A 20,474-nucleotide genomic window follows, 5' to 3' on the forward strand; every position below is an offset into this window, starting at 1 on the left:
TCCGGCGCACCCACAGCCATTATGGGTATTCACCGACGTTGACCCCGCCGATCAGGCAGCGGCATGGCCGGCCCCGCCGGCGAAGCGCCCGAATCGGCACCACGGTGGTGCGCGGCATGCACGAACCCACCGTCGCGTGCTCGGCGCGACAGCACTTCGGCGGCAACCCATCGCCGCAATGACCAACCGCACGGTCGAGAAAGCGATGCGATCATCGCAGAAAACCCAGCGGCCTGCGGCCGGACCCTACCGACGGTGTGGGATCGCTGCGCAGCGTCGTGGACAACAACTCGTAGTAGACGTCGCGAAAATCGGTGGTGGCTTTCAGGTCACCGTTATCGAGGTCGGTCAGGCTCGGCTCCTCGCCGTAGAAACCGCCCGTGACCGGGGCTCCGGCCACGAACACCGGCCCCGCGGTGCCGTGATCGGTCCCCTGCGACGCGTTGGCGGCCACGCGGCGGCCGAATTCCGAGTACGCGACCACCACGACGTTCTTGCCGTACCGGTCAGCGGCCATGTCGGCAAGGAAGGGGGTCAGCGCTTCGTCGAAGGTCTGCAGCAGGCGCTGATGGGTTTCGCGTTCCCCGGCGTGGGTGTCGAAACCGCCCAGCGCAACCATGTATACCCGCGTCGGCACCCCGGCCCGCACCGCGGCCGCCACCATCGCGAGCTGGCCGGCCAGCCCTTCCGTACCGGCGGCCGCCATCTTGCCCAACGTCGCATCGGCGCTACGAGCGGCGCGGTAAGCGGCGCACACCGCCGACATCGCGGGTGTGTCGTCCGGATCGTCGGCGCCTAGCGCATCCATCGTCTGCGTGAACCAAATCGCTGATTCCGTCGAAGCGGCCGGGGAAAGCGCAGCGGCCGTGCACTTTTCGCCGACCGCCAGCGGCGGCAACACCGGCCCGATGTTGACCGCGCGCAGCGGGTCGTCGCCGGTGACGTCCAGCCAGCGCCCGATCCACCCGGTCGACACCGGTTCGGTGGGCGAAGCGGTCTGCCAGATGTCCATCGACCGGAAGTGGCTGTGGTCCGGCCGGGGATAGCTCACCCCGCGCACGATGGCCAACTTCTTGTCGCGCCAGGCTTGAGCCAACCCCTTCAACGCGGGGTTGAGGCCCAGCTGCTCGTCCAGGTGCAGCACATCGCTTGGCGCATAGGCGAGTTCGGGGCGAGCATCGTGATAGGCGCTGTCCGCGTAAGGGACGACGGTATTGATGCCGTCGTTTCCGCCGTAGAGCGTCACGATCACCAGGATCCCGCTGCCCTCGGCCAGCGGCCGGTCCTGTGCGGCGCGCAGCAAGTCGTTCCAGGTGATCGCGGCGGTGCCGGACAGCAGGCCGGCCGCACCGACTCCGGCGCTGGCGATCAAGAACTTGCGACGACTCAACATATCGGCAATCTCGCTAGGACGTCAGGTATTCGGGCGTGTTGACCGCGGCGGCGACCAGTTGCACCGGATTGCGCACCAGCGGCCTGAGCGCGGCAGCGGTCCTGTCCGACCATGCGCCGACACCGATGAGATAGCCCACGGCGTCGACACGCTCACTCGCAGAGGAGTTTTCGATGGTCGACAGGTCGCCCGCACGCGCCAGGTTGGTCGCGGTGCGCAACCGCAGCCCGGCGCTGGCCGTCGACAGCCACACCCGCCCACGCGGCCAGCCGCCCACGTCGGGCGGGTAAAAAGGCCGCTGCCCCAGCGCTTTCAGCGTCGCGTCGAGCGCCGCCAGCCGTTTCGGTTGGTCCAGAGCAACCCGCAGCGTGCGGGTCACTCCCAGCAACCACTCGACCGGCGTGTTGACGAGGGTTCCGCGGTTGCCGGCGAATTCGTCGTCGGTGAGGATCGCGCGGGTCAGGGCCCGCAGATCACGGCCGGGGCCGTACGCGCCGACCAGCCTGTCCAGCGTCGGCGCCGACGGGGGATCATCGGAGGCCAACTGCCGCCAGAGCCGTCCGGCGACGTACGCCGACGACTTGGGTTGCGCCAGGACGGCGTCGCAGAACCCCGCGGCGTCGAAATCGTCGGTGACTCCGAACAGTGTCTTGGCGGTGCCGTCGTGGCGGCGACGAACCATCGCGGTATGTCCGTTCCTGCCGATCACCCAGCCGGTCAGGGCGCGGGCGCCGGCCCGCACGTCGGCCTCGGTGTAGCCGTTGCCGCGGCCGAGCGCGAACAACTCCATGAATTCGCGGGCCAGGTTTTCGTTGGCGGCCCCGGCGGTGTTGGTCTGTCCGTCCAGCCAGCGCAGCATCGCCGCGTCGGTCAGCATCGCGTAGGCCAAGGTCCGGAAATCACCGAGCGCCAGGCTGCGCAGCTTCTCGTTCTGCGCCGCCATAAAACCTGCCACCCGGACTTTCTGCGCCGACGTGGCAAAGTGGTTGTGCCACAACAGGGTCAGTTTTTCGTGGACCGGCTGCCGGACGGCCGCCATGCGGCGCAGCCACCAACCCGACAACTGCGACATCTGCTCGGACAGTCGGCGGTTGTACTGCTTTCGTTCGCCTGGCGCCGCCGCCTTCCCCGGTCGGACGGGAGCAGGCAACGTCGGTATCGGGGTCGCGACCGCACCGGGGTCGGCGTTGGGGTCTGCGCCCAGCGCCTCATCCACATAGGCCGACCAGTCCCGTGCGGCCACGACGTCGACTTCAGGCCCGCTCACGCCGAATCCGGCCCGCCGCAGCATGCGCGCCGTGCTGATCCACCGCTCGGACTGAGCCACGGGTTCACTATCGGCGATGTAGCTGAGAATTCGCTGCGATCCGCCCGACGGGTGCCGCGGCGGTGTGCCCAGCACAGTGCGGGGCCCGATCGGGACGACGTCACACCTCGACAACACCAGCAACAAATACACCACCAGTAACTATTATCTCTTTAGTTATCAATTACCAATCTAGTAGCTTCTATCTCAGCAAACACATATCTGACTTTCATTTACTCAAAACACCAGGAAATCAAAGCTACCGCTAAACAAATCACGACACAGTTATTGACAATTTTCACGGCACTTTGCTACACGTGTTTAATGGCGAATCTCAGCGCGGCACCCGAAGCGGAAAGCCCGCTCAGGGCCTTCACCAAGGCCGCGTTCATCGTCGTCGTGATCGCGGTGTTCACCGATCCCGCCACGGGCGTGGCCTACGCCGACAGCGTCAACTGGGACGCCGTCGCCGAGTGCGAGTCAGGCAGTGACTGGCACGCCGACACCGGCAACGGGCGATACGGTGGCCTGCAATTCAAGCAGTCGACGTGGGACGCCAATGGCGGCGTCGGCTCACCGGCCGATGCCACCCGGGAGCAGCAGATCGCGGTGGCCGAACGGGTCCTGGCCACACAAGGACCCGAGGCGTGGCCCAAATGCGGCTCAAGCCAAGCCCTTTTCCCAGCGGAGGTGGTCAACATCCTGCGATCCGGCCATCCGGTACAGACCACCTTGAAAAAGCTGTGGTCCAAAGCGATTCCGCATTAGATTACTCGACCGCACAAGGGTGACCGCGCATGGCCGATGTGATCGGCCCGTGATCGGCAGCGGCTAATTCACCGGCTGCAATTCGAAAAGCGGGATCACCCGGCTGGTTTTGGCCTGATAGTCGGCGAAACCCGGTGCGGCAGCGGCAACTTTGGGGAAAATCGCATCCCGTTCAACTCGCGGAAGTTCGCGGGCGATCACAGCGAACGATTCCGAGCCGATTTCGACATGCGCCTGCGGATCGGCCCGCAGGTTGTGCACCCAGGCGGGATGCACGTCCGCCCCGGCGAACGAGCCGACGATGATCAGCTTGCCGTCGATGCGCAGATAGGCCAGCGGCGTCAAACGCGGCTGGCCGGACTTGGCGCCGGTTGTGGTGAGCAACAGCAGGTCGGCGCCGGCGAACTGGCCGCCTACCCTGCCGTTGTTGTGGCGGAACTCCTCGATGATGGACTTGTTGAACGCTTTGATCGTTTCGGCATCGGGCATTGGTCGGGTCATGCCCGGACAACCCGCTCGGCCCGGGTTCTATTCCGGGCTGGTGCAACCCGCTCCGCCTACCGTCGATCTCGATGTTCACCGACGACGTCGATGCCGGATTCCTTGCGTTGCCGCGCGGTGATCGGCGCGGGCGCCTCGGTGAGCGGGTCGACCCCGCCGCCGGTCTTGGGGAACGCGATGACCTCGCGGATCGAATCCATCCCGGCCAGCAGCGCGGTGATCCGGTCCCACCCGAACGCGATGCCGCCGTGCGGCGGCGCGCCGAACATGAACGCCTCCAGCAAGAATCCGAACTTCTCTTCTGCCTGCGCCTTGTCGAGGCCCATCACCGCGAAAACCCGCTCTTGAATGTCGCGGCGGTGGATACGGATCGAGCCTCCACCGATTTCATGTCCGTTGCAGACGATGTCGTATGCGTCGGCCAGCACCGCCCCGGGGTCGGATTCGATGCGGTCCTCCCATTCGGGTTTGGGCGCCGTGAATGCATGATGCACCGCCGTCCATGCACCGGTGCCCACAGTCACCTCGCCGGCGGCGGTGGCCTCGTCGGCCGGTTCGAACAGCGGCGGGTCGACCACCCAGACGAACGCCCACGCGGCCGGGTCGATCAGGCCCAGCCGCTTGGCGATTTCGACGCGGGCAGCGCCGAGCAATGCCCGAGACGACTTCGCCGGGCCTGCCGAAAAGAACACGCAGTCCCCGGGTTTCGCCCCGACGTGGGCGGCCAGCCCGGCGCGCTCGGCGTCCGAGAGGTTCTTGGCCACCGGGCCGCTCAGTGTGCCGTCGTCTCCCACCAGCACGTAGGCCAGTCCCCTGTGGCCGCGCTGTTTGGCCCAGTCCTGCCACCCGTCGAGCGTGCGGCGGGGTTGCGAGGCCCCGCCCGGCATCACCACCGCGCCGACATACGGCGCCTGAAACACCCGAAAAGGCGTGTCGGCGAAGAACTCTGTGCACTCCACCAGCTCCAGCCCGAACCGCATATCAGGCTTGTCGGTGCCGAAGCGGCGCATGGCTTCTGCGTAGCTGATCCGCGGAATAGGGGTGGGCAGTTGGTGGCCGATCAGCGCCCACAGCGCCGCCAGGATTTCCTCGGCGACCGCGATCACGTCGTCGGCGTTGACGAAGCTCATCTCCATGTCGAGTTGGGTGAACTCGGGCTGGCGGTCGGCGCGGAAATCCTCGTCGCGATAACAGCGGGCGATCTGGTAGTAGCGTTCCATCCCGGCGACCATCAGCAGCTGCTTGAACAACTGCGGGCTTTGCGGCAGCGCGTAGAACGAGCCCGGCTGCAGCCGTGCCGGCACCAGGAAATCGCGGGCGCCCTCCGGAGTCGAACGGGTCAGCGTCGGTGTCTCGATCTCGACGAAGTTGTGCCGGGCCAGCACCTCACGGGCAGCGGCATTTACCTTGGAGCGCAACCGAATCGCCGAGCCCGGCCCGTCGCGGCGCAGGTCGAGGTAGCGGTATTTGAGCCGCAGCTCCTCACCGGCGGGCTCGTCGAGTTGGAACGGTAGCGGCGCGCACTCGCCCAGCACCGTCAGCGACGTCGCGTTGACCTCGACCTCACCGGTGGCCAAGTCGGGGTTCTCGTTGCCCTGCGGGCGGATTTCGACCACACCCTCGACGGCCACGCAGAACTCCGCGCGCAGCCGGTGCGCCTGCTCCAGGACGTCGGCGGCGCGGAACACCACCTGCGAGATGCCCGAGGCGTCGCGCAGGTCGATGAAGATCACCCCGCCGTGGTCGCGGCGGCGCGCCACCCAGCCGGCCAATGTCACCTTCTGCCCGGCGTCGGCGGCGCGCAATGCACCGGCGGCGTGACTGCGCAGCACAAATACTCCCTCGGCGATGCTCGGAAACGACTGCCCAGTGTAGATGGCCGGCGCGGTTGCTAACTTTTGTGCATCGCCACACAGATTGCGGTTGTCGGTCCGGGTGCCGTCGGTGCGACGGTCGCGGCGTATTTGCACGCCGCCGGCCATCCGGTGTTGCTGTGCGGGCGCACCGCGCGCGACCGGATCGAAGTGCGGCCCGACGGTGCGGACCCGATCATCGTGCCCGGGCCGGTGCGCACCGATCCGGACGAGATCACCGGCTGCGTCGACGTCGTCGTACTCGCCGTGAAAGCCACCCACAACGATGACGCCGGCGCCTGGCTTGCCCGGCTGTGCGACGAACATACGGTTGTCGCCGTGCTGCAAAACGGCATTGAACACGTCGAGCAGGTGCAGCCGCACTGCCCGTCGTCGGCCGTGCTGCCCGGCATCGTCTGGTTCGGCGCCGAAACCCAGCCGGACGGCTGGGTGTGGTTACGCGGCGAACCCCGGCTGGTGCTGCCGTCCGGACCCGCCGCCGAGATGATCGCGGAGCTGCTGCGCGGCGCCGGTTGCCCGGTGGACTGCGACCCCGACTTCGTCACCGCGGCCTGGCGCAAGCTGCTGGTGAACGCGCTGGCGGGGCTGATGGTGCTGGCCGGGCGGCGATCGGGAATGTTTCACCGCGACGATGTCGCCGTCCTGTCCCGCCGCTACCTCGCCGAATGCCTGGCCGTCGCGCAGGCCGAAGGGGCGCGCCTGGATGACGATGTCGCCGAGGAGATACTCGAGCTTTTCCGCCGCGCGCCCGTCGACATGGGCACCTCGATGCTGGCCGACCGGCAGGCCCGCCGGAAGCTGGAGTGGGACATCCGCAACGGCGTGATCGTCCGCAAGGCACGGGCACACGGACTGCCCACGCCGGTCAGCGACGTCGTGGTGCCCCTATTGGCCGCGGCCAGCGACGGACCCGGCTAGTGTCTAGGGCCATGTTTCCCTGCGAACGCGTCGACCTGAGCTTCATCGAGACCGCACCGTATCGGTTCCGCAACAGCGTCGAGCTCGCGATCACACCCGGCCAGCTGTTCGAGGTGCTCGGCGACCCGCAGTCGTGGCCGCAGTGGGCGACGGTGATCACCAAGGTGACGTGGACCAGTCCCGAGCCGCGCGGTGTGGGCGCCACCCGCATCGTCGAGATGCGCGGCGGCATCGTCGGCGACGAGGAGTTCCTCGCCTGGGAACCGTTCACCCGCATCGCCTTTCGGTTCAACAACTGCTCCACACCCGCGGTCGCGGCGTTCGCTGAGGAGTATCGCGTCGAGGCCATCCCGGGCGGGTGCCGGTTGACGTGGACCATGGCGCAAAAGCCCGCCGGCGTCGCCCGGCTGGCGATGTTCGCCGGCCGGCCACTGCTGAATCGGATGCTGCGGCGGTTCCTGGCCAACCTGCGCACCTACACCGACACCCGCTTTGGTGCCGCGCCGGTTTCGTCTCCGACAGACACCGGCGCCGACAGCCAGCCGCGGAGAAATGCAACGGAGAGCGCGCCATGACCTTCAACGAGGGTATGCAGATCGACACCAGCACCACGTCGACATCCGGCGGCGTCGGTGGGCGAATGATCGCGATCGGCGGTGGCCTCGGCGGGCTGGTGATCGCCGTGGTGGCGATGCTGCTCGGCGTCGATCCCGGCAACGTCTTGAGCCAGCAGCCGGTCAACACCCGTGAGAACACCGCCCCCGGTTTCGACTTGGCCAGGTGCCGGACCGGCGCCGACGCCAACAAATACGTCCAGTGCCGCGTGGTGGCCACCGGCAACTCCGTCGACGCGGTCTTCAGGCAGCTGCTTCCCGGCTATACCCGCCCGCATGTGCGGCTGTTCAGCGGCGCCGTGGACACCGGCTGCGGGCCGGCCACCAGCGAGGTCGGGCCGTTCTATTGCCCGGTCGATCAGACCGCCTACTTCGACACCGATTTCTTCCAGGTGCTCAAGGACCAATTCGGTTCCAGCGGTGGGCCGTTGGCGCAGGAGTATGTGGTAGCGCACGAGTTCGGCCACCATGTGCAGGACCTGGCGGGGGTCTTGGGACGCGCCCAGCAGGGCGCCCAGGGCGCCGGTGGCAGCGGCGTGCGCACGGAGCTGCAAGCCGACTGCTACGCCGGCGTGTGGGCGCATTACGCGGCGACGATCCGTCAGGAAAGCACCGGGGTACCGTTCTTGCAGCCGCTTACCGACCAGGACATTCACGACGCGCTCTCGGCGGCCGCCGCCGTCGGCGACGACCGCATCCAGCGCCGGGCGACCGGGCGCACCAACCCGGAGTCGTGGACGCACGGGTCGTCCGCGCAGCGCCAGCACTGGTTCACCGTCGGCTATCAGACCGGTGACCCGAACAAGTGCGACACCTTCCACGCCGCCGACCTGGGCTAGGGCCGGTAGAACGCTAGAACAGCGTCGGCTGCGGTGCCGCGGCGGCCGGTGCGGCGGGGGTTTCCGCGCCCGCCCGCTGCCCCCCGGCCAGACCGTAGCGGGCAAGCAGCGGGGCCACCCGCCCGTGCAGTGCGTCGCGGTACCACGGCGGCAGATAAGCTGCGCGCCCGTACAACTCGCGATACCGCGCGACCAGCTCGGGATGTGACCGCGCCAGCCACGACATGAACCAGCCGCGGGTCGACCCCCGCAGATGGAGCCCCAACACCGTGGCACCCGTCGCACCGGCGGCGGCGATCTCGCGCACCAAAGCCTCAAGGTGTTCGGTGGAATCGGTCAGATACGGCAGCACCGGCGCCACCATGACGTGGCAGTCCAGACCGGCGTCGCGGACCGCGGTGATCAACCCCAGCCGGGCCTGCGGAGTCGGCGTGCCAGGTTCGACGTCTCGGTGCAGCGCGGGATCGATTACCGCCAGTGACACCGCGACACCGACCGGCACCTGTGCGGCGGCCCGGGCGATCAGCGGCAGGTCGCGGCGCAGCAGCGTGCCCTTGGTGAGGATCGACAGCGGGGTGCCCGATTCGGCCAGCGCGCCGATGATGCCCGGCATCAACGCGTAGCGGCCCTCGGCACGCTGGTACGGGTCGGTGTTGGTGCCCAGCGCCACCTTCTCGCGGCGCCACGATCGACGACGCAGCTCCCCGCGCAGCACCTCGACGACGTTGGTCTTGACGATGATTTGGGTGTCGAAGTCGTTGCCGCAGTCCAGATCGAGGTATTCATGGGTGGGCCGGGCGAAACAGTACCGGCAGGCATGGGAGCAACCGCGATAACCGTTGACGGTGTATCGAAAGGGCAGCATCGAGGCGTCGGGAACCTTGTTGAGCGCGGACTTGCACAGCACTTCGTGAAAGGTGATGCCATCGAATTGCGGGGTGCGCACGCTGCGGACGAATCCGATGCGCTCCAGGCCGGGCAGGGCGCCGTCGTCGACGTCGATGCCCTGCGTGTCCCAACGCATGTCCTAATTCGAACTCTTGTTCGAGATAAAGTCAAGCGCGAACGGGCACCGCTCACACCCCGGCGAGCAACTCCTGCAGCCTGGCCCGGCCCTCGTCGTCGAGCGGCAGCAGCGGCCGCCGCGGATCACCCACGCCGGCGCCGAGCAAGTCCAATCCCGCCTTGACCGTGGTGGCCAGCCCGCCCGCCACGATGAACTCCAGCAGCGGCTTGAGCATCTCGTATCGCTTGTGCGCCTTGGCCATATCGCCTGCGCGCACCGCGTCGTACAACTCGATGCACGGTTGCGGACGCAAACACGGTGCCGCGGTGCACCATCCGGCGGCTCCGGCTTTCAGGGCGTCGAGCACCAGCGGGTTGCTGCCGTTGTAGAAGGGCAGGCGGCCACCGCTGAGCTCGGCGATGCGCTGCATTCGCGACAGGTCGCCGGTGGACTCCTTGACCATGGCCAGGTTGTCAATGGTCTCGAACATCCGGACCAGCAGCTCGGGCTTCATGTCGATCCCGCTGGTGGCGGGGTTGTTGTACGCCATGATCGGAATCCCGATCGCCTCGCCGACACTGCGGTAGTGCTCGACGATTTCGCGCTCGGTGAGCTTCCAGTAGGACACCGGCAGGACCATCACCGCATCAGCGCCGGCTTTCTGGGCGTACTGGGCGCGCCGAATTGTCTTGGCAGTAGTCAGATCTGACACACCGACGACGACCGGCACCCGGCCGCCGACGGCGGCGATCGTGGTGTCGACGACGGTGTCGAACTCGTTCTCGTCGAGATAGGCCAGCTCACCGGTGCTGCCCAGCGGTGCGATCGCGTGAACGCCGGCACCCACCAGCCGATCCACCAGTGCGCTCAGCGCCGCGGTGTCGATGGTGGCGCCCGAATCGGTGCCGAACGGGGTCACCGGATAGGCGATGATGCCGTGGATTTTGGGCACTGTGGGCTCCTCAGCTGGTCAAAACGTCGGGGTGTCGGAGCAGCGTGCGTCGCGCATAGTAGGCGAAGTTCGCCCGGCTGCGCTCGGGTCGCAGGGTCCAATCATGGGCCTCGCGCGCCAGTTTTTCCGGAAGCTCCTTGATCGTGCCGGCTGCCATGGCCGCCAGCTGCAGCTTGGCCGCGCGTTCGATGAGCATCGCCAGCGAGCAGGCCTCTTCGATGCTGGCACCGGCAACCACCTGACCGTGGTGCGCGAGCAGGACCGCCTTCTTGTCACCGAGGGCCGCACTGATGATCTCCCCCTCCTCGTTGCCCACCGGAACGCCCGGCCAATCGGCCAGAAACGCGCAGTCGCCGTAGAGCGGCGTGGTGTCCATCTGCGACACGACCAGCGGGACCTCGAGCATCGACAGCGCCGCGCAGTGGAACGCGTGCGTGTGCACGATGCAGGCCACGTCGGGCCGCGCGCGGTAGATCCAGCTGTGAAAGCGGTTGGCGGGATTGGCCATTCCCTCGCCGTCGAGCACGTTGAGGTCCTCGTCGACGAGCAGCAGATTAGCGTCGGTGATCTCGTCGAATCCCAGCCCCAGCGGCTGGGTGTAATAGGTGCCGGGCTGCTCGGCCCGCGCGGTGATCTGCCCGGCCAGACCCGAATCGTGGCCGGCGTCGAACAATGCGCGACAGGTCAGTGCCAGCTTCTGGCGGGCAGTCAATCCCGACTCCCCGACGGTGGCGGCCAGGCGCTCCTGAGCGCGGCGCATCAGCTCGGCTTTGGAGTCGGTGAACGTGGTTGCCATCGTCGGCTCCCCTGGATCGCCCGGGTCATGACACTGTGGCCACCATAGGAAACTTTGTGTCATCATGCAAACCATGACAGCACTGGTGCGTGCGGTCCGCCGACAGCGCGGCCTCACTCTGGAGGGCCTCGCCGGGCGAACCGGCTTGACCAAGAGCTACCTGTCGAAGATCGAGCGCCAGCAGAGCACACCGTCGATCGCGGTGGCCCTCAAGGTTGCCCGGGCACTCGACGTCGATGTCGCGCAGCTATTCTCCGACCGGCCCGCCGACGAGAAGATCACCGTCGACCGCGCCGGCGACCGCGAGCACTCACCCGAGCGCTATGTCGCGCTGGCGCCCGGCGTTTTGGGAAAGGCCATGTCGCCCTTCGTGATTAGGCCGACCGGAACGTGCAGTGACGACCCACACCCAACGCACGCCGGTCAAGAGTTCGTGTTCGTACACGCCGGCAGGGTCGAATTGGACTACGGGGACCGAACCATCGAGCTCACGGCCGGTGACAGCGCCTACTTCGACGCGTCGGTGAGCCACACTTTCCGGGGGGTCGGCACCGCCGCGGCCGAAATCGTGGTGGTGGCGCACCACGAACCGCCACGCTGAGTCGCCACCCGACAGCTGTTTACCGGCGGGTATGTGCGCCGTCGCCGCGGTCAGGTATGAAGCAAGGGTGAGCGAAGACCCAGAGCGGCCCGCCGGTAATGCCACGCGACAGCCGGGCATCAGCCGCCGGACATTGTTGACGACGGGCGCAGCGTCGGCGGTGGTCGGCGCGGGCGTCGGGGTGGGCGGCGCGGTCCTGGCGCGGTCTCGTCCGCCCGGGCCCGCCCTGTGGCAGCGGCCCGACCGCGCCGGTGCACCGCCGGTGCGCGGTCTGCATTTGCAATTCGGTCAAAACGCGTCCACCGAAGTCGTGGTGTCGTGGCATAGCACCGACGCCGTGCGCAATCCGCGGGTCATGGTGGGCGAGCCCGGATCCGGCTTCGGCCGTACCGTAGCAGCCGAGACCCGCACCTACCGGGACGCCAAGTCCAACACCGAGGTTCGCGTCAATCACGCGGTGCTGGACAACCTGACCCCGGACACCGACTATGTCTACGCCGCCGTACACGACGGCGCCAGCCCCGAGCTTGGAACGGCTCGCACCGCACCGTTGGGGCGAAAGCCATTGCGTTTCACAAGCTTCGGCGACCAGGCCACGCCGACGCTAGGCAGGCTGGTCGGCACCATGTATGCCAGCGACAACCTCGGGTCACCGGCCGCCGGTGATATCACCGCCGCTGTCGAACGGATCGGCCCGCTGTTCAATCTGGTCAACGGGGACCTGTGCTATGCCAACCTGGCTCGCGACCGGGTCCGCACCTGGTCGGACTGGTTCGACAACAACACCCGCTCGGCACGCCATCGACCGTGGATGCCGGCGGCGGGCAACCACGAAAACGAACTCGGCAACGGGCCGGTCGGCTACGCGGCCTACCAAACGTACTTCGCGCTGCCCGATTCGGGATCGGACCCGCAATTTCGCGGCCTGTGGTACTCGTTCACCGCCGGCCCGGTGCGGGTGATCAGCCTCAACAACGACGACGTCTGCTTCCAGGACGGCGGCAACTTCTATGTCCACGGCTACTCGGGGGGTGCGCAAAAACGTTGGCTTGAAGCCGAACTGGGCAATGCGCGGCGCGACCCCGGGATCGACTGGATCGTGGTGTGCATGCATCAGACCGCGATCTCGACCACCGACCGCACCAACGGGGCCGACCTGGGCATCCGCCAGGAATGGCTGCCGCTGTTCGACCGCTACCAGGTCGATTTGGTGGTCTGCGGACATGAACACCACTACGAACGCTCACACCCCGTCCGCGGCGTGCTGGGCGGCGATACCAGGACACCCATACCCGTCGATACCCGCACCGACGTCATCGACACCACCCGGGGAACCGTGCACGTCGTCATCGGTGGGGGCGGCACGTCGGCGCCGTCGAACAGCCTGTTCTTCGACCAGCCGCGGTGCCGGGTACTGACCGGTGTCGGCGGGTTCGACCCCGCGATCGGCCGCAAGGCGCCGAGTTACCTGACCGAGGACGCGCCGTGGTCGGCGTTTCGCGACCGGGACAATCCGTATGGCTTTGCCGCCTTCGAGGTCGACCCCGGTGCGCCGGGCGGCAATACCTCGATCAAGGCCACCCATTACGCGGTGGCCGGACCCGCCGGTGCGCTGGTCGTCGTCGACCAGTTCACCCTGACCCGGCCGCGCGGCGGTTGATTGGTTTTCACCTTCGCCTGCATCCCGCGCTTCTCGAGAAGCGCCATGCGTCGTTAAGAGCAACACCGCTCCCACATCTTCGACGCGATGTCGACGTCGTCGTGGAAGTGGTTGGCAGACAGGACTAGGTCACGGCCGGTCGAACCATCGAGGCATGCATCTAGCCCAGACAGATGCGGCTGTGCCGTAACTAGGAGTTCAGCCGCGAAATTACTTCGGAAACAACGGAATCGATGGGCACTGCCTGCTGCTCACCGGTCGCCAGGTCCTTTACCCCGACGGTGCCCGACTCGATATCGCGGTCGCCGGCGACCAGCGCGAAGCGTGCGCCGGAACGGTCCGCCGCGCGCATCGCACCCTTGAGGCCGCGATCGCCGTACGCCAGATCAACCCGCAGCCCACCGGCCCGCAATTGTGCGGCCACCACCGCCAACCGAAGCTTGGCCTGATCGCTTAACGGCACCCCGAACACGTCGCATCGGCCGGCCTCCCCGACCGTCTTGCCCTCGGCGTGCAGGGCCAGCAGTGTACGGTCCACGCCCAGCCCGAACCCGATGCCGGACAGGTCGGCTCCGCCGAGTTGGCGCATCAGGCCGTCGTAGCGGCCGCCGCCGCCCATGCCGGACTGCGCGCCCAACCCGTCATGCACGAACTCGAACGCGGTCTTGGTGTAGTAGTCCAGGCCGCGCACCATGCGCGGGTTGATGACATATCGCACGCCGAGCGCGTCCAGGTGGGCCAGCACGGTGTCGAAGTGCTGCTTGGCGACGTCGGAGAGGTGGTCGAGCATCACCGGTGCACCGGCCGTCATCGCCTTGATCTCGGGACGCTTGTCGTCGAGCACCCGCATCGGGTTGAGCTCGGCACGCCTGCGGGTTTCCTCATCCAAATTGAGCTGAAATAGGAAGTCCTGCAACAACTCTCGGTATTGGGGACGACATGTGTCGTCGCCCAGCGAAGTGATTTCGAGCCTGAAGTCCCGTAAGCCGAGCGCACGAAACGCCGCGTCGGCCACCGCGATCACCTCGGCGTCCAACGCGGGATCGTCGACCCCGATCGCCTCCACCCCGACTTGCTGCAGCTGGCGGTAGCGGCCCGCCTGCGGACGTTCGTAGCGGAAGAACGGGCCCGCGTAGCACAGTTTGACCGGCAGGGGCCCGCGGTCGAGACCATGCTCGATCACCGCGCGAACCACACCGGCCGTGCCCTCGGGGCGCAGGGTGACCGACCGGTCACCGCGGTCGGTGAACGTGTACATCTCCTTGGACACCACGTCGGTGGACTCGCCGACCCCACGGGCGAACAGCGCGGTGTCTTCGAAGATCGGCAACTCGATATCGCGGTAGCCGGCACGGCGGGCGGCGTCGAGCAGGCCGTCGCGGACCGCGACGAATCCCGCCGACTCCGGTGGAATGTAGTCCGGTACACCCTTGGGTGCCGAGAATCGGCTCACGGGCTAAGGCCTTCGAGGAATGGGTTGTATCGTCGCTCGGCGCCGATCGTGGTCTTGGGGCCGTGCCCCGGCAGCACCACGGTGTTGTCGTCGAGCACCAAAAGCTTGTCAACAATCGAGCTCAGCAGGTCACGGCCGCTGCCACCGAACAGGTCGGTGCGGCCCACCGAGCGCTCGAACAGCGTGTCGCCGGTGAACACCACGTCGGAGCCGTCGCCGCCGAGCCGGAAAACGACTGATCCGCGGGTGTGGCCGGGTGTGTGGTCGACGGTCACGGTGATGTCGGCCAGGTCGAGCTTGTCGCCATCGCGGTCGAGTTCGACGACCTGTTTGGGTTCGCGGAACATCGCGCGCAGCAGCAGCTGGCCCAGCCGCGGCCCGAAACCCCTGATCGGGTCGGTCAGCATGAAACGGTCCTCGGGGTGGATGTAGGCGGGGCAGCCGAACGTGTCGGACACCTTCTGCGCCGACCAGATGTGGTCGATATGACCGTGGGTGAGCAGGACGGCCGCCGGGGTCAGCCGGTTTTCGTCGAGGATCCGTCGCAGCGGGGCAAAAGCACGCTGGCCGGGGTCGATGATGATGGCGTCCGCTCCCGGTCGCGGTGCCACCACGTAGCAGTTGCACTGCAGCAGTCCAGCGGGAAATCCGGTGATCAGCACGGTCCCCAGTGTCCCATCTGCCGCCGCCGCCGGGTGGTGCGACCCGCATTCACCGGTGACTGGCACACTCTGTCCAGACGCGAGGCAACAACGATGGAGGGGTAGCGGCGGTGCCGAGCAATGAACAACGACGGGCGGCGGCCAAGCGCAAACTGGAACGGCGGCTGGAGCGTCGTGCCCAGCAGGCCCGCCGGCGCCGGGCCTTGCTGATCGCCGGCGGTTCGGTCGCGGCGGTGCTGGTGGTCGCCGCGGCGGTGGCGACCCTGGTGCTCACCAACCGCGAGCACCACCACAAGGCCGCGTCGGCGAAGACGGGCACCGCGGCCGCGAGTACCTCAGCTCGGCCGGCCCTGCCGGCAGCGCCGCCGTTGCCGGCGTTTAGCCCGTCGGCCGACCTCGGTGCCGACTGTCAGTACCCGCCGTCGCCGGACCCGGCCAGCAAGCCGGTTAAGCCCCCGCGGTCGGGCCACATACCCACCGACCCGGCCCAGGTCAGCGTCAGCATGGTCACCAACCGGGGCAACATCGGCCTGCTGCTCGCCAACGACAGATCACCGTGCACGGTCAACAGTTTCGCCAGCTTGGCCGGGCAGAAGTTCTTCGACGGCACCCGATGTCACCGGCTGACGACCTCGCCGACCTTAGGTGTGCTGCAGTGCGGTGACCCGAAGGGGGACGGCACGGGTGGACCGGGCTACCAATTCGCCAACGAATACCCCACCGACCAGTACAAGCCCGACGACCCGGCATTGCACGAACCGGTGGTGTATCCGCGCGGCACCTTGGCCATGGCCAACAGCGGGCCGAACACCAATGGCAGCCAGTTCTTCCTGGTGTACCGGGATTCACAGCTGCCGCCGGAGTACACGGTGTTCGGCACGATCCAGCAGGACGGGCTGGCCACCCTGGACAAGATCGCCAAAGCCGGCGTGGCCGGTGGCAAGGAGGACGGCGAACCCGCGGAGGACGTCACGATCACCTCGGTGCGCCTCGACTGACCCGGCCCGGGCTAGCCCCCGGCCTACCCGGAGGAATCCGTCGGCGGGTTGTCGCCGCTGGTGAACCAGGTGACTTTGGCGTGCCAGGATCGGGCCGACCCGAAGGCGAAACCGACCGCAGCCAGGCAGGCACACAGCCAGACGGGCAAAGTGATATCGACACCGATCTCGGCGGTGATCACCTGGATCGCGGTCGCCGCGATACCGAAGGCGGCCGATATCAGATAGAGGTTGACCGTCGTCGTCGAACGCGGGTCCTTCCGCAGGATCAGCAGCACCCTGCCTGCGTAGCTGAACAAATAGATCAACAGGGCTCCCAGCACCAGCCAGTAGGCACCGAACCAGACCGTGCTGACATGGGCCGGGAACAGGTCCGGGTGATAGCCCTCGTCGGCGACGACGAACACCGCTACCAGCAACGGAATGCCAAGCAGCAACGGGATTTCGACCTGCCGGCGAAACAGGCCGCGCAGCTGGCGCTCGTCGCCCAGCCGGGCCAACCCGTGCAGGATGATGGCCGTCACCGCGCCAATCAAGCACAGGTGGCCGAGCAGATCCTCCACATTCCATCGCCCGACGAGGTGGTGCAGCGGCGGCCCCAATCGCGCCGACGCCCATGGCGACATCAGCAACACCGCGCAGCCCTGCAGGGCGATATTGAGGCTCGCACCGGCTTCCCAGCGGGACCGCCACGTGTGACGGCGGATCCACAAGCTGTAAAAGACGGCGGCCAGGGTGGCGAGGATGAGTGCAGACACCATTGTCACCGCCCAACTTACCCGCGATGGCGTCAGACAGGCGGTTTCCTCGGGTCGGGTTGCAGGTCGCGCAGCCTCACCCGGTGCGGCGTCGAATCGACGTACTCGGTGACCGCCTCATGCGGGATCAGCCCGTAGCGGACCTGCAGGTCGACCGGGTTCAGCCCGAAATACTCGGCCGCCCTGATGAGGTTGTCCGCGGTGATCAGCCTGCCCTCACGAGCCGCCTTGTAGTAGGCCGATTTGCGGTACCCGAACGCCTCGTAGACCTCGGTGGCGGCAAGGGGCCGGCCCACAAGGTAGGAAAGGACCACCGCCGGGTCTTTGTCACGGTCGTCCATGGCGATGGACAGTAGCTCAGCCCGGTGGCCCAAGCACAACCGAAAGTGCCTAATGACGCGATCCGACCCATGATCGTAACAAAGGTCCACTTTTGTAAACTGCTGTTTACCTGTCTGTGGGTCGCCCGGTCGCGACCGATGCCGCCAAACATGCGCATGTCGCGGGATTAGGCGGCGTGTCGCATTTGGCGGCGGTAGACGATATGCCGGCTGCGCGCACGAATCAGCCATTCTCTACTACAGAAGTTCACTTTTATGGACTAGAGTGTCGTTAGGTAGCCGTCGCGAGGAGACAACGATGTCCAGTCGCTGGGATCCGTCACGGGTCCTCACATTCGGCAAGCACGCGGTGATCGTGGGCGCCGGTGCGCTGGTGCTGGCCGGCGCGGTCGGCGGTACCGGCCTGGTGGCGCAAGCCCATGCGAACACCCCGCAGTGTGTCGCCGACACGACCGATCCATGCCCGCCGGTGGGCGGTTCCGCCAACCCGCAAAACCAGCTCCGTCAGCAGTCGGCGGATCAACCCCGAGAGCACGTTGTTTGCCAGCCGGCCGGGAAGGTTGGCGCATTCTGCTACCGCATCGTGAAGTGACCACGTTCACCGCGAGCAGACGCAAAAACACCCAAAACTGAGCTGCTGCAGGGGTTTTTGCGTCTGCTCGCCGTTGTTACGCCGCCGACGTGACCCGGTAGACGTCGTAGACGCCCTCGACGTTGCGGACGACGTCGAGCAGATGCCCCAGATGCTTGGGGTCGCCCATCTCAAACGTGAAGCGACTGATGGCAACCCGGTCGTTCGACGTGGTCACCGACGCCGACAGAATGTTCACTTTCTCGTCGGAGAGCGCCCGGGTGATGTCGGAGAGCAGCCGATGCCGGTCGAGCGCCTCGACCTGGATCGCCACCAAAAACACCGACGACGGCGATGGCGCCCAGTGCACCTCGATAATCCGCTCGGACTGCTGGCGCAGCGACGCGGCGTTGGTGCAGTCGGTGCGGTGCACGCTGACCCCGCCGCCGCGGGTGACGAAGCCCATGATCTGATCGCCGGGTACCGGCGTGCAGCATTTGGCCAGCTTGGTCATCACACCGGGAGCTCCGGGCACCGCGACGCCGGTGTCGTCGGCGCGCTGGCGGCGCGGCATGGTTGCCGGCGTGGACCGCTCGGCGAGCTCCTCCTCGGCCTGTTCGATGCCGCCGAGCTCGGCCAAAAGCCGCTGCACGACGTGCTTGGCCGACACGTGTCCCTCACCGATCGCGGTGTAGAGCGCCGACACGTCGGCGTAGTGCAGCTCGTGCGCCACCGCCGCCATCGATCCGCCGTTGACCAAGCGCTGCAACGGGAGTCCGCCGCGGCGCACTTCCCGGGCCATCGCTTCCTTGCCCGCCTCCAGCGCCTCCTCGCGGCGCTCCTTGGCAAACCATTGGCGGATCTTGGTCTTGGCGCGCGGCGACGCCACGAACTGCTGCCAGTCACGCGACGGCCCGGCGTTGGGCGCCTTAGAGGTGAAAATCTCGACGACTTCCCCGTTTTCGAGCTTGCGCTCCAGCGCCACCAGCCGACCGTTGACCCGCGCACCGATGCAACGGTGTCCGACTTCGGTGTGCACGGCGTAGGCGAAGTCCACCGGCGTCGACCCGGCCGGCAAGGTGATGACGTCGCCCTTCGGGGTGAACACGAAAATCTGTTGCACCGCCAGGTCATAGCGCAACGACTCCAGGAACTCGCCGGGGTCGGCGGCCTCCCGTTGCCAGTCGAGCAGTTGACGCATCCAGGCCATGTCGTCGATCTCGGCGGCGGCATGCGGATGCGGAACGCCGTTGCGGCCCTTGGCTTCTTTGTAGCGCCAGTGCGCGGCAATGCCGTATTCGGCGGTGCGGTGCATGTCGCGGGTGCGGATCTGCACCTCCAGCGGCTTGCCCTCCGGGCCGACGACCGTGGTGTGCAGCGACTGGTACACCCCGTAGCGCGGCTGGGCGATGTAGTCCTTGAACCGCCCGGCCATCGGCTGCCACAGCGAATGCACCACGCCCACCGCGGCATAGCAGTCACGGATCTCGTCGCACAGGATACGGATGCCCACCAGGTCGTGGATGTCGTCGAAGTCGCGGCCCTTGACAATCATCTTCTGGTAGATCGACCAGTAGTGTTTCGGCCGACCCTCGACGGTGGCGTTGATCTTCGACGCCTTGAGGGTGGCGACGATCTCGTCGCGCACCTTGGCCAGGTACGTGTCCCGCGACGGCGCGCGGTCGGCTACCAGCCGTACGATCTCTTCGTATTTCTTGGGATGCAGGATCGCGAACGCCAAGTCCTCCAGCTCCCACTTGACGGTGGCCATGCCCAGCCGATGTGCAAGCGGCGCAATGACTTCCAGGGTTTCGCGGGCCTTGCGGACCTGCTTCTCCGGCGGCAGGAAGCGCATGGTGCGCATGTTGTGCAGCCGGTCGGCCACCTTGATCACCAGCACCCGCGGGTCGCGGGCCATCGCGATGATCATCTTGCGGATCGTCTCACCCTCGGCGGCGCTGCCCAACACTACCCGGTCCAACTTGGTCACGCCGTCGACGAGATTGCCAACCTCTTCGCCGAATTCCTCGGTCAACTGCTCCAGCGGGTAACCGGTGTCTTCGACCGTGTCGTGCAGCAGCGCGGCCACCAGCGTGGTGATGTCCATGCCCAGCTCGGCCAGGATGTTGGCGACGGCCAACGGGTGAGTGATGTAGGGATCCCCGGAATGGCGCAGCTGGCTGGCGTGGCGCTGCTCGGCGACCTCGTAGGCCCGTTGCAGCAGCGACAGATCGGCCTTGGGGTAGACCTGCCGGTGCACTGCCACCAGCGGTTCGAGCACCGGGTTGATGGCGCTGCGCTGCGCGGTCATCCGCCGCGCCAGCCGCGCCCGAACCCGCCGCGACGCGCTGGTACTGGTTTTCAGCCCTACCCGAGATTCGGCCGGCAGTGCGTCGGGGACCGGCGGCGATTCGACAGCCGGCTCTAACGCTTGAGCCCGGTCGTCCGCCACGTTCGTCACCT

The 20,474-nt window shown here is 67.1% G+C and carries 20 protein-coding genes; 8 read left to right on the forward strand and 12 right to left on the reverse strand.

Annotated features, from left to right (window positions below; all coding sequences use genetic code 11):
• Positions 1–211: 211 nt before the first annotated feature.
• Together MHEC_RS14905 and MHEC_RS14910 are read right to left on the reverse strand one after the other, a co-directional pair.
• Positions 212–1,393: a DUF1501 domain-containing protein gene (locus MHEC_RS14905; RefSeq protein WP_048892171.1), complete on the reverse strand. Its 1,182-nt coding sequence runs from the start codon at positions 1,391–1,393 to the stop codon at positions 212–214.
• A gap of 13 nt (positions 1,394–1,406) precedes the next feature.
• Positions 1,407–2,684: a DUF1800 domain-containing protein gene (locus MHEC_RS14910; RefSeq protein ID WP_082169941.1), complete on the reverse strand. Its 1,278-nt coding sequence runs from the start codon at positions 2,682–2,684 to the stop codon at positions 1,407–1,409.
• Positions 2,685–3,023: 339 nt separating this feature from the next.
• Between MHEC_RS14910 and MHEC_RS14915 the strand changes: the two genes are divergently transcribed.
• A complete protein-coding gene (locus MHEC_RS14915) occupies positions 3,024–3,467 on the forward strand; it encodes a transglycosylase family protein (protein ID WP_053094022.1) in 444 nt (147 codons plus the stop codon).
• A gap of 63 nt (positions 3,468–3,530) precedes the next feature.
• Here MHEC_RS14915 and MHEC_RS14920 read toward each other — a convergent pair whose 3' ends face one another.
• On the reverse strand, positions 3,531–3,968 hold the full coding sequence (locus tag MHEC_RS14920) for a nitroreductase family deazaflavin-dependent oxidoreductase (protein ID WP_048892172.1): 438 nt from the start codon (positions 3,966–3,968) through the stop codon (positions 3,531–3,533).
• A 56-nt stretch (positions 3,969–4,024) separates the two neighbouring features.
• Positions 4,025–5,818 (reverse strand): aspartate--tRNA ligase, encoded by a 1,794-nt coding sequence (gene aspS / locus MHEC_RS14925; protein WP_172442158.1) that lies wholly within the window; start codon positions 5,816–5,818, stop codon positions 4,025–4,027.
• Between the two features lie 54 nt (positions 5,819–5,872).
• Between aspS and MHEC_RS14930 the strand changes: the two genes are divergently transcribed.
• The 3 genes from MHEC_RS14930 to ypfJ are packed head-to-tail and all read left to right on the forward strand — an operon-like array spanning position 5,873 to position 8,213.
• Entirely contained in the window at positions 5,873–6,760 is an 888-nt protein-coding gene (locus tag MHEC_RS14930) for an oxidoreductase (protein ID WP_200902192.1), read from the forward strand.
• An 11-nt stretch (positions 6,761–6,771) separates the two neighbouring features.
• Complete coding sequence (locus tag MHEC_RS14935; protein WP_048892173.1) at positions 6,772–7,335, forward strand: SRPBCC family protein; 564 nt, start codon at positions 6,772–6,774, stop codon at positions 7,333–7,335.
• Positions 7,332–8,213, forward strand: a complete 882-nt coding sequence (gene ypfJ, locus MHEC_RS14940; RefSeq protein WP_048892174.1) for a KPN_02809 family neutral zinc metallopeptidase — start codon at positions 7,332–7,334, stop codon at positions 8,211–8,213. Before MHEC_RS14935 ends, ypfJ begins: the two co-directional genes overlap by 4 nt.
• A gap of 13 nt (positions 8,214–8,226) precedes the next feature.
• Here ypfJ and MHEC_RS14945 read toward each other — a convergent pair whose 3' ends face one another.
• From MHEC_RS14945 to MHEC_RS14955, 3 genes are read right to left on the reverse strand one after another with little or no spacing between them, the layout of a single operon-like run.
• A complete protein-coding gene (locus MHEC_RS14945) occupies positions 8,227–9,237 on the reverse strand; it encodes an Rv2578c family radical SAM protein (protein WP_048892175.1) in 1,011 nt (336 codons plus the stop codon).
• A gap of 52 nt (positions 9,238–9,289) precedes the next feature.
• Entirely contained in the window at positions 9,290–10,171 is an 882-nt protein-coding gene (locus tag MHEC_RS14950) for a dihydrodipicolinate synthase family protein (RefSeq protein WP_048892176.1), read from the reverse strand.
• 10 nt (positions 10,172–10,181) lie between these two features.
• On the reverse strand, positions 10,182–10,967 hold the full coding sequence (locus MHEC_RS14955; RefSeq protein ID WP_048892177.1) for an aldolase: 786 nt from the start codon (positions 10,965–10,967) through the stop codon (positions 10,182–10,184).
• Positions 10,968–11,040: 73 nt separating this feature from the next.
• On the opposite strand from MHEC_RS14955, the gene MHEC_RS14960 reads away from it, so the two are divergent.
• Together MHEC_RS14960 and MHEC_RS14965 are read left to right on the forward strand one after the other, a co-directional pair.
• A complete protein-coding gene (locus tag MHEC_RS14960; RefSeq protein ID WP_048892230.1) occupies positions 11,041–11,568 on the forward strand; it encodes a helix-turn-helix domain-containing protein in 528 nt (175 codons plus the stop codon).
• Between the two features lie 31 nt (positions 11,569–11,599).
• Complete coding sequence (locus MHEC_RS14965) at positions 11,600–13,228, forward strand: purple acid phosphatase family protein (RefSeq protein ID WP_276000006.1); 1,629 nt, start codon at positions 11,600–11,602, stop codon at positions 13,226–13,228.
• 190 nt (positions 13,229–13,418) lie between these two features.
• Here MHEC_RS14965 and hisS read toward each other — a convergent pair whose 3' ends face one another.
• The gene (gene hisS / locus MHEC_RS14970; RefSeq protein WP_048892178.1) at positions 13,419–14,681 is read right to left on the reverse strand and encodes a histidine--tRNA ligase; all 1,263 of its coding nucleotides are present in this window, start codon (positions 14,679–14,681) and stop codon (positions 13,419–13,421) included.
• On the reverse strand, positions 14,678–15,343 hold the full coding sequence (locus MHEC_RS14975; protein WP_048892232.1) for an MBL fold metallo-hydrolase: 666 nt from the start codon (positions 15,341–15,343) through the stop codon (positions 14,678–14,680). Before MHEC_RS14975 ends, hisS begins: the two co-directional genes overlap by 4 nt.
• Positions 15,344–15,453: 110 nt before the next feature.
• On the opposite strand from MHEC_RS14975, the gene MHEC_RS14980 reads away from it, so the two are divergent.
• The gene (locus MHEC_RS14980) at positions 15,454–16,341 is read left to right on the forward strand and encodes a peptidylprolyl isomerase (RefSeq protein WP_048892179.1); all 888 of its coding nucleotides are present in this window, start codon (positions 15,454–15,456) and stop codon (positions 16,339–16,341) included.
• A gap of 23 nt (positions 16,342–16,364) precedes the next feature.
• Here the strand turns inward: MHEC_RS14980 and MHEC_RS14985 are convergent, their stop codons facing one another.
• Positions 16,365–17,102: a hypothetical protein gene (locus tag MHEC_RS14985; RefSeq protein WP_048892180.1), complete on the reverse strand. Its 738-nt coding sequence runs from the start codon at positions 17,100–17,102 to the stop codon at positions 16,365–16,367.
• Between the two features lie 29 nt (positions 17,103–17,131).
• On the reverse strand, positions 17,132–17,440 hold the full coding sequence (locus MHEC_RS14990; RefSeq protein ID WP_039889773.1) for a hypothetical protein: 309 nt from the start codon (positions 17,438–17,440) through the stop codon (positions 17,132–17,134).
• Between the two features lie 298 nt (positions 17,441–17,738).
• Here MHEC_RS14990 and MHEC_RS14995 point away from each other — a divergent pair, with 298 nt between their 5' ends.
• Positions 17,739–18,032, forward strand: coding sequence for a hypothetical protein (locus MHEC_RS14995; RefSeq protein ID WP_048892181.1), 294 nt, complete (start codon positions 17,739–17,741; stop codon positions 18,030–18,032).
• A gap of 76 nt (positions 18,033–18,108) precedes the next feature.
• On the opposite strand, the gene MHEC_RS15000 is transcribed toward MHEC_RS14995, so the two are convergent.
• Positions 18,109–20,463, reverse strand: a complete 2,355-nt coding sequence (locus MHEC_RS15000; protein WP_048892182.1) for a RelA/SpoT family protein — start codon at positions 20,461–20,463, stop codon at positions 18,109–18,111.
• Positions 20,464–20,474 lie beyond the last annotated feature (11 nt).

Source organism: Mycobacterium heckeshornense, assembly GCF_016592155.1.
GTDB lineage: Bacteria > Actinomycetota > Actinomycetes > Mycobacteriales > Mycobacteriaceae > Mycobacterium > Mycobacterium heckeshornense.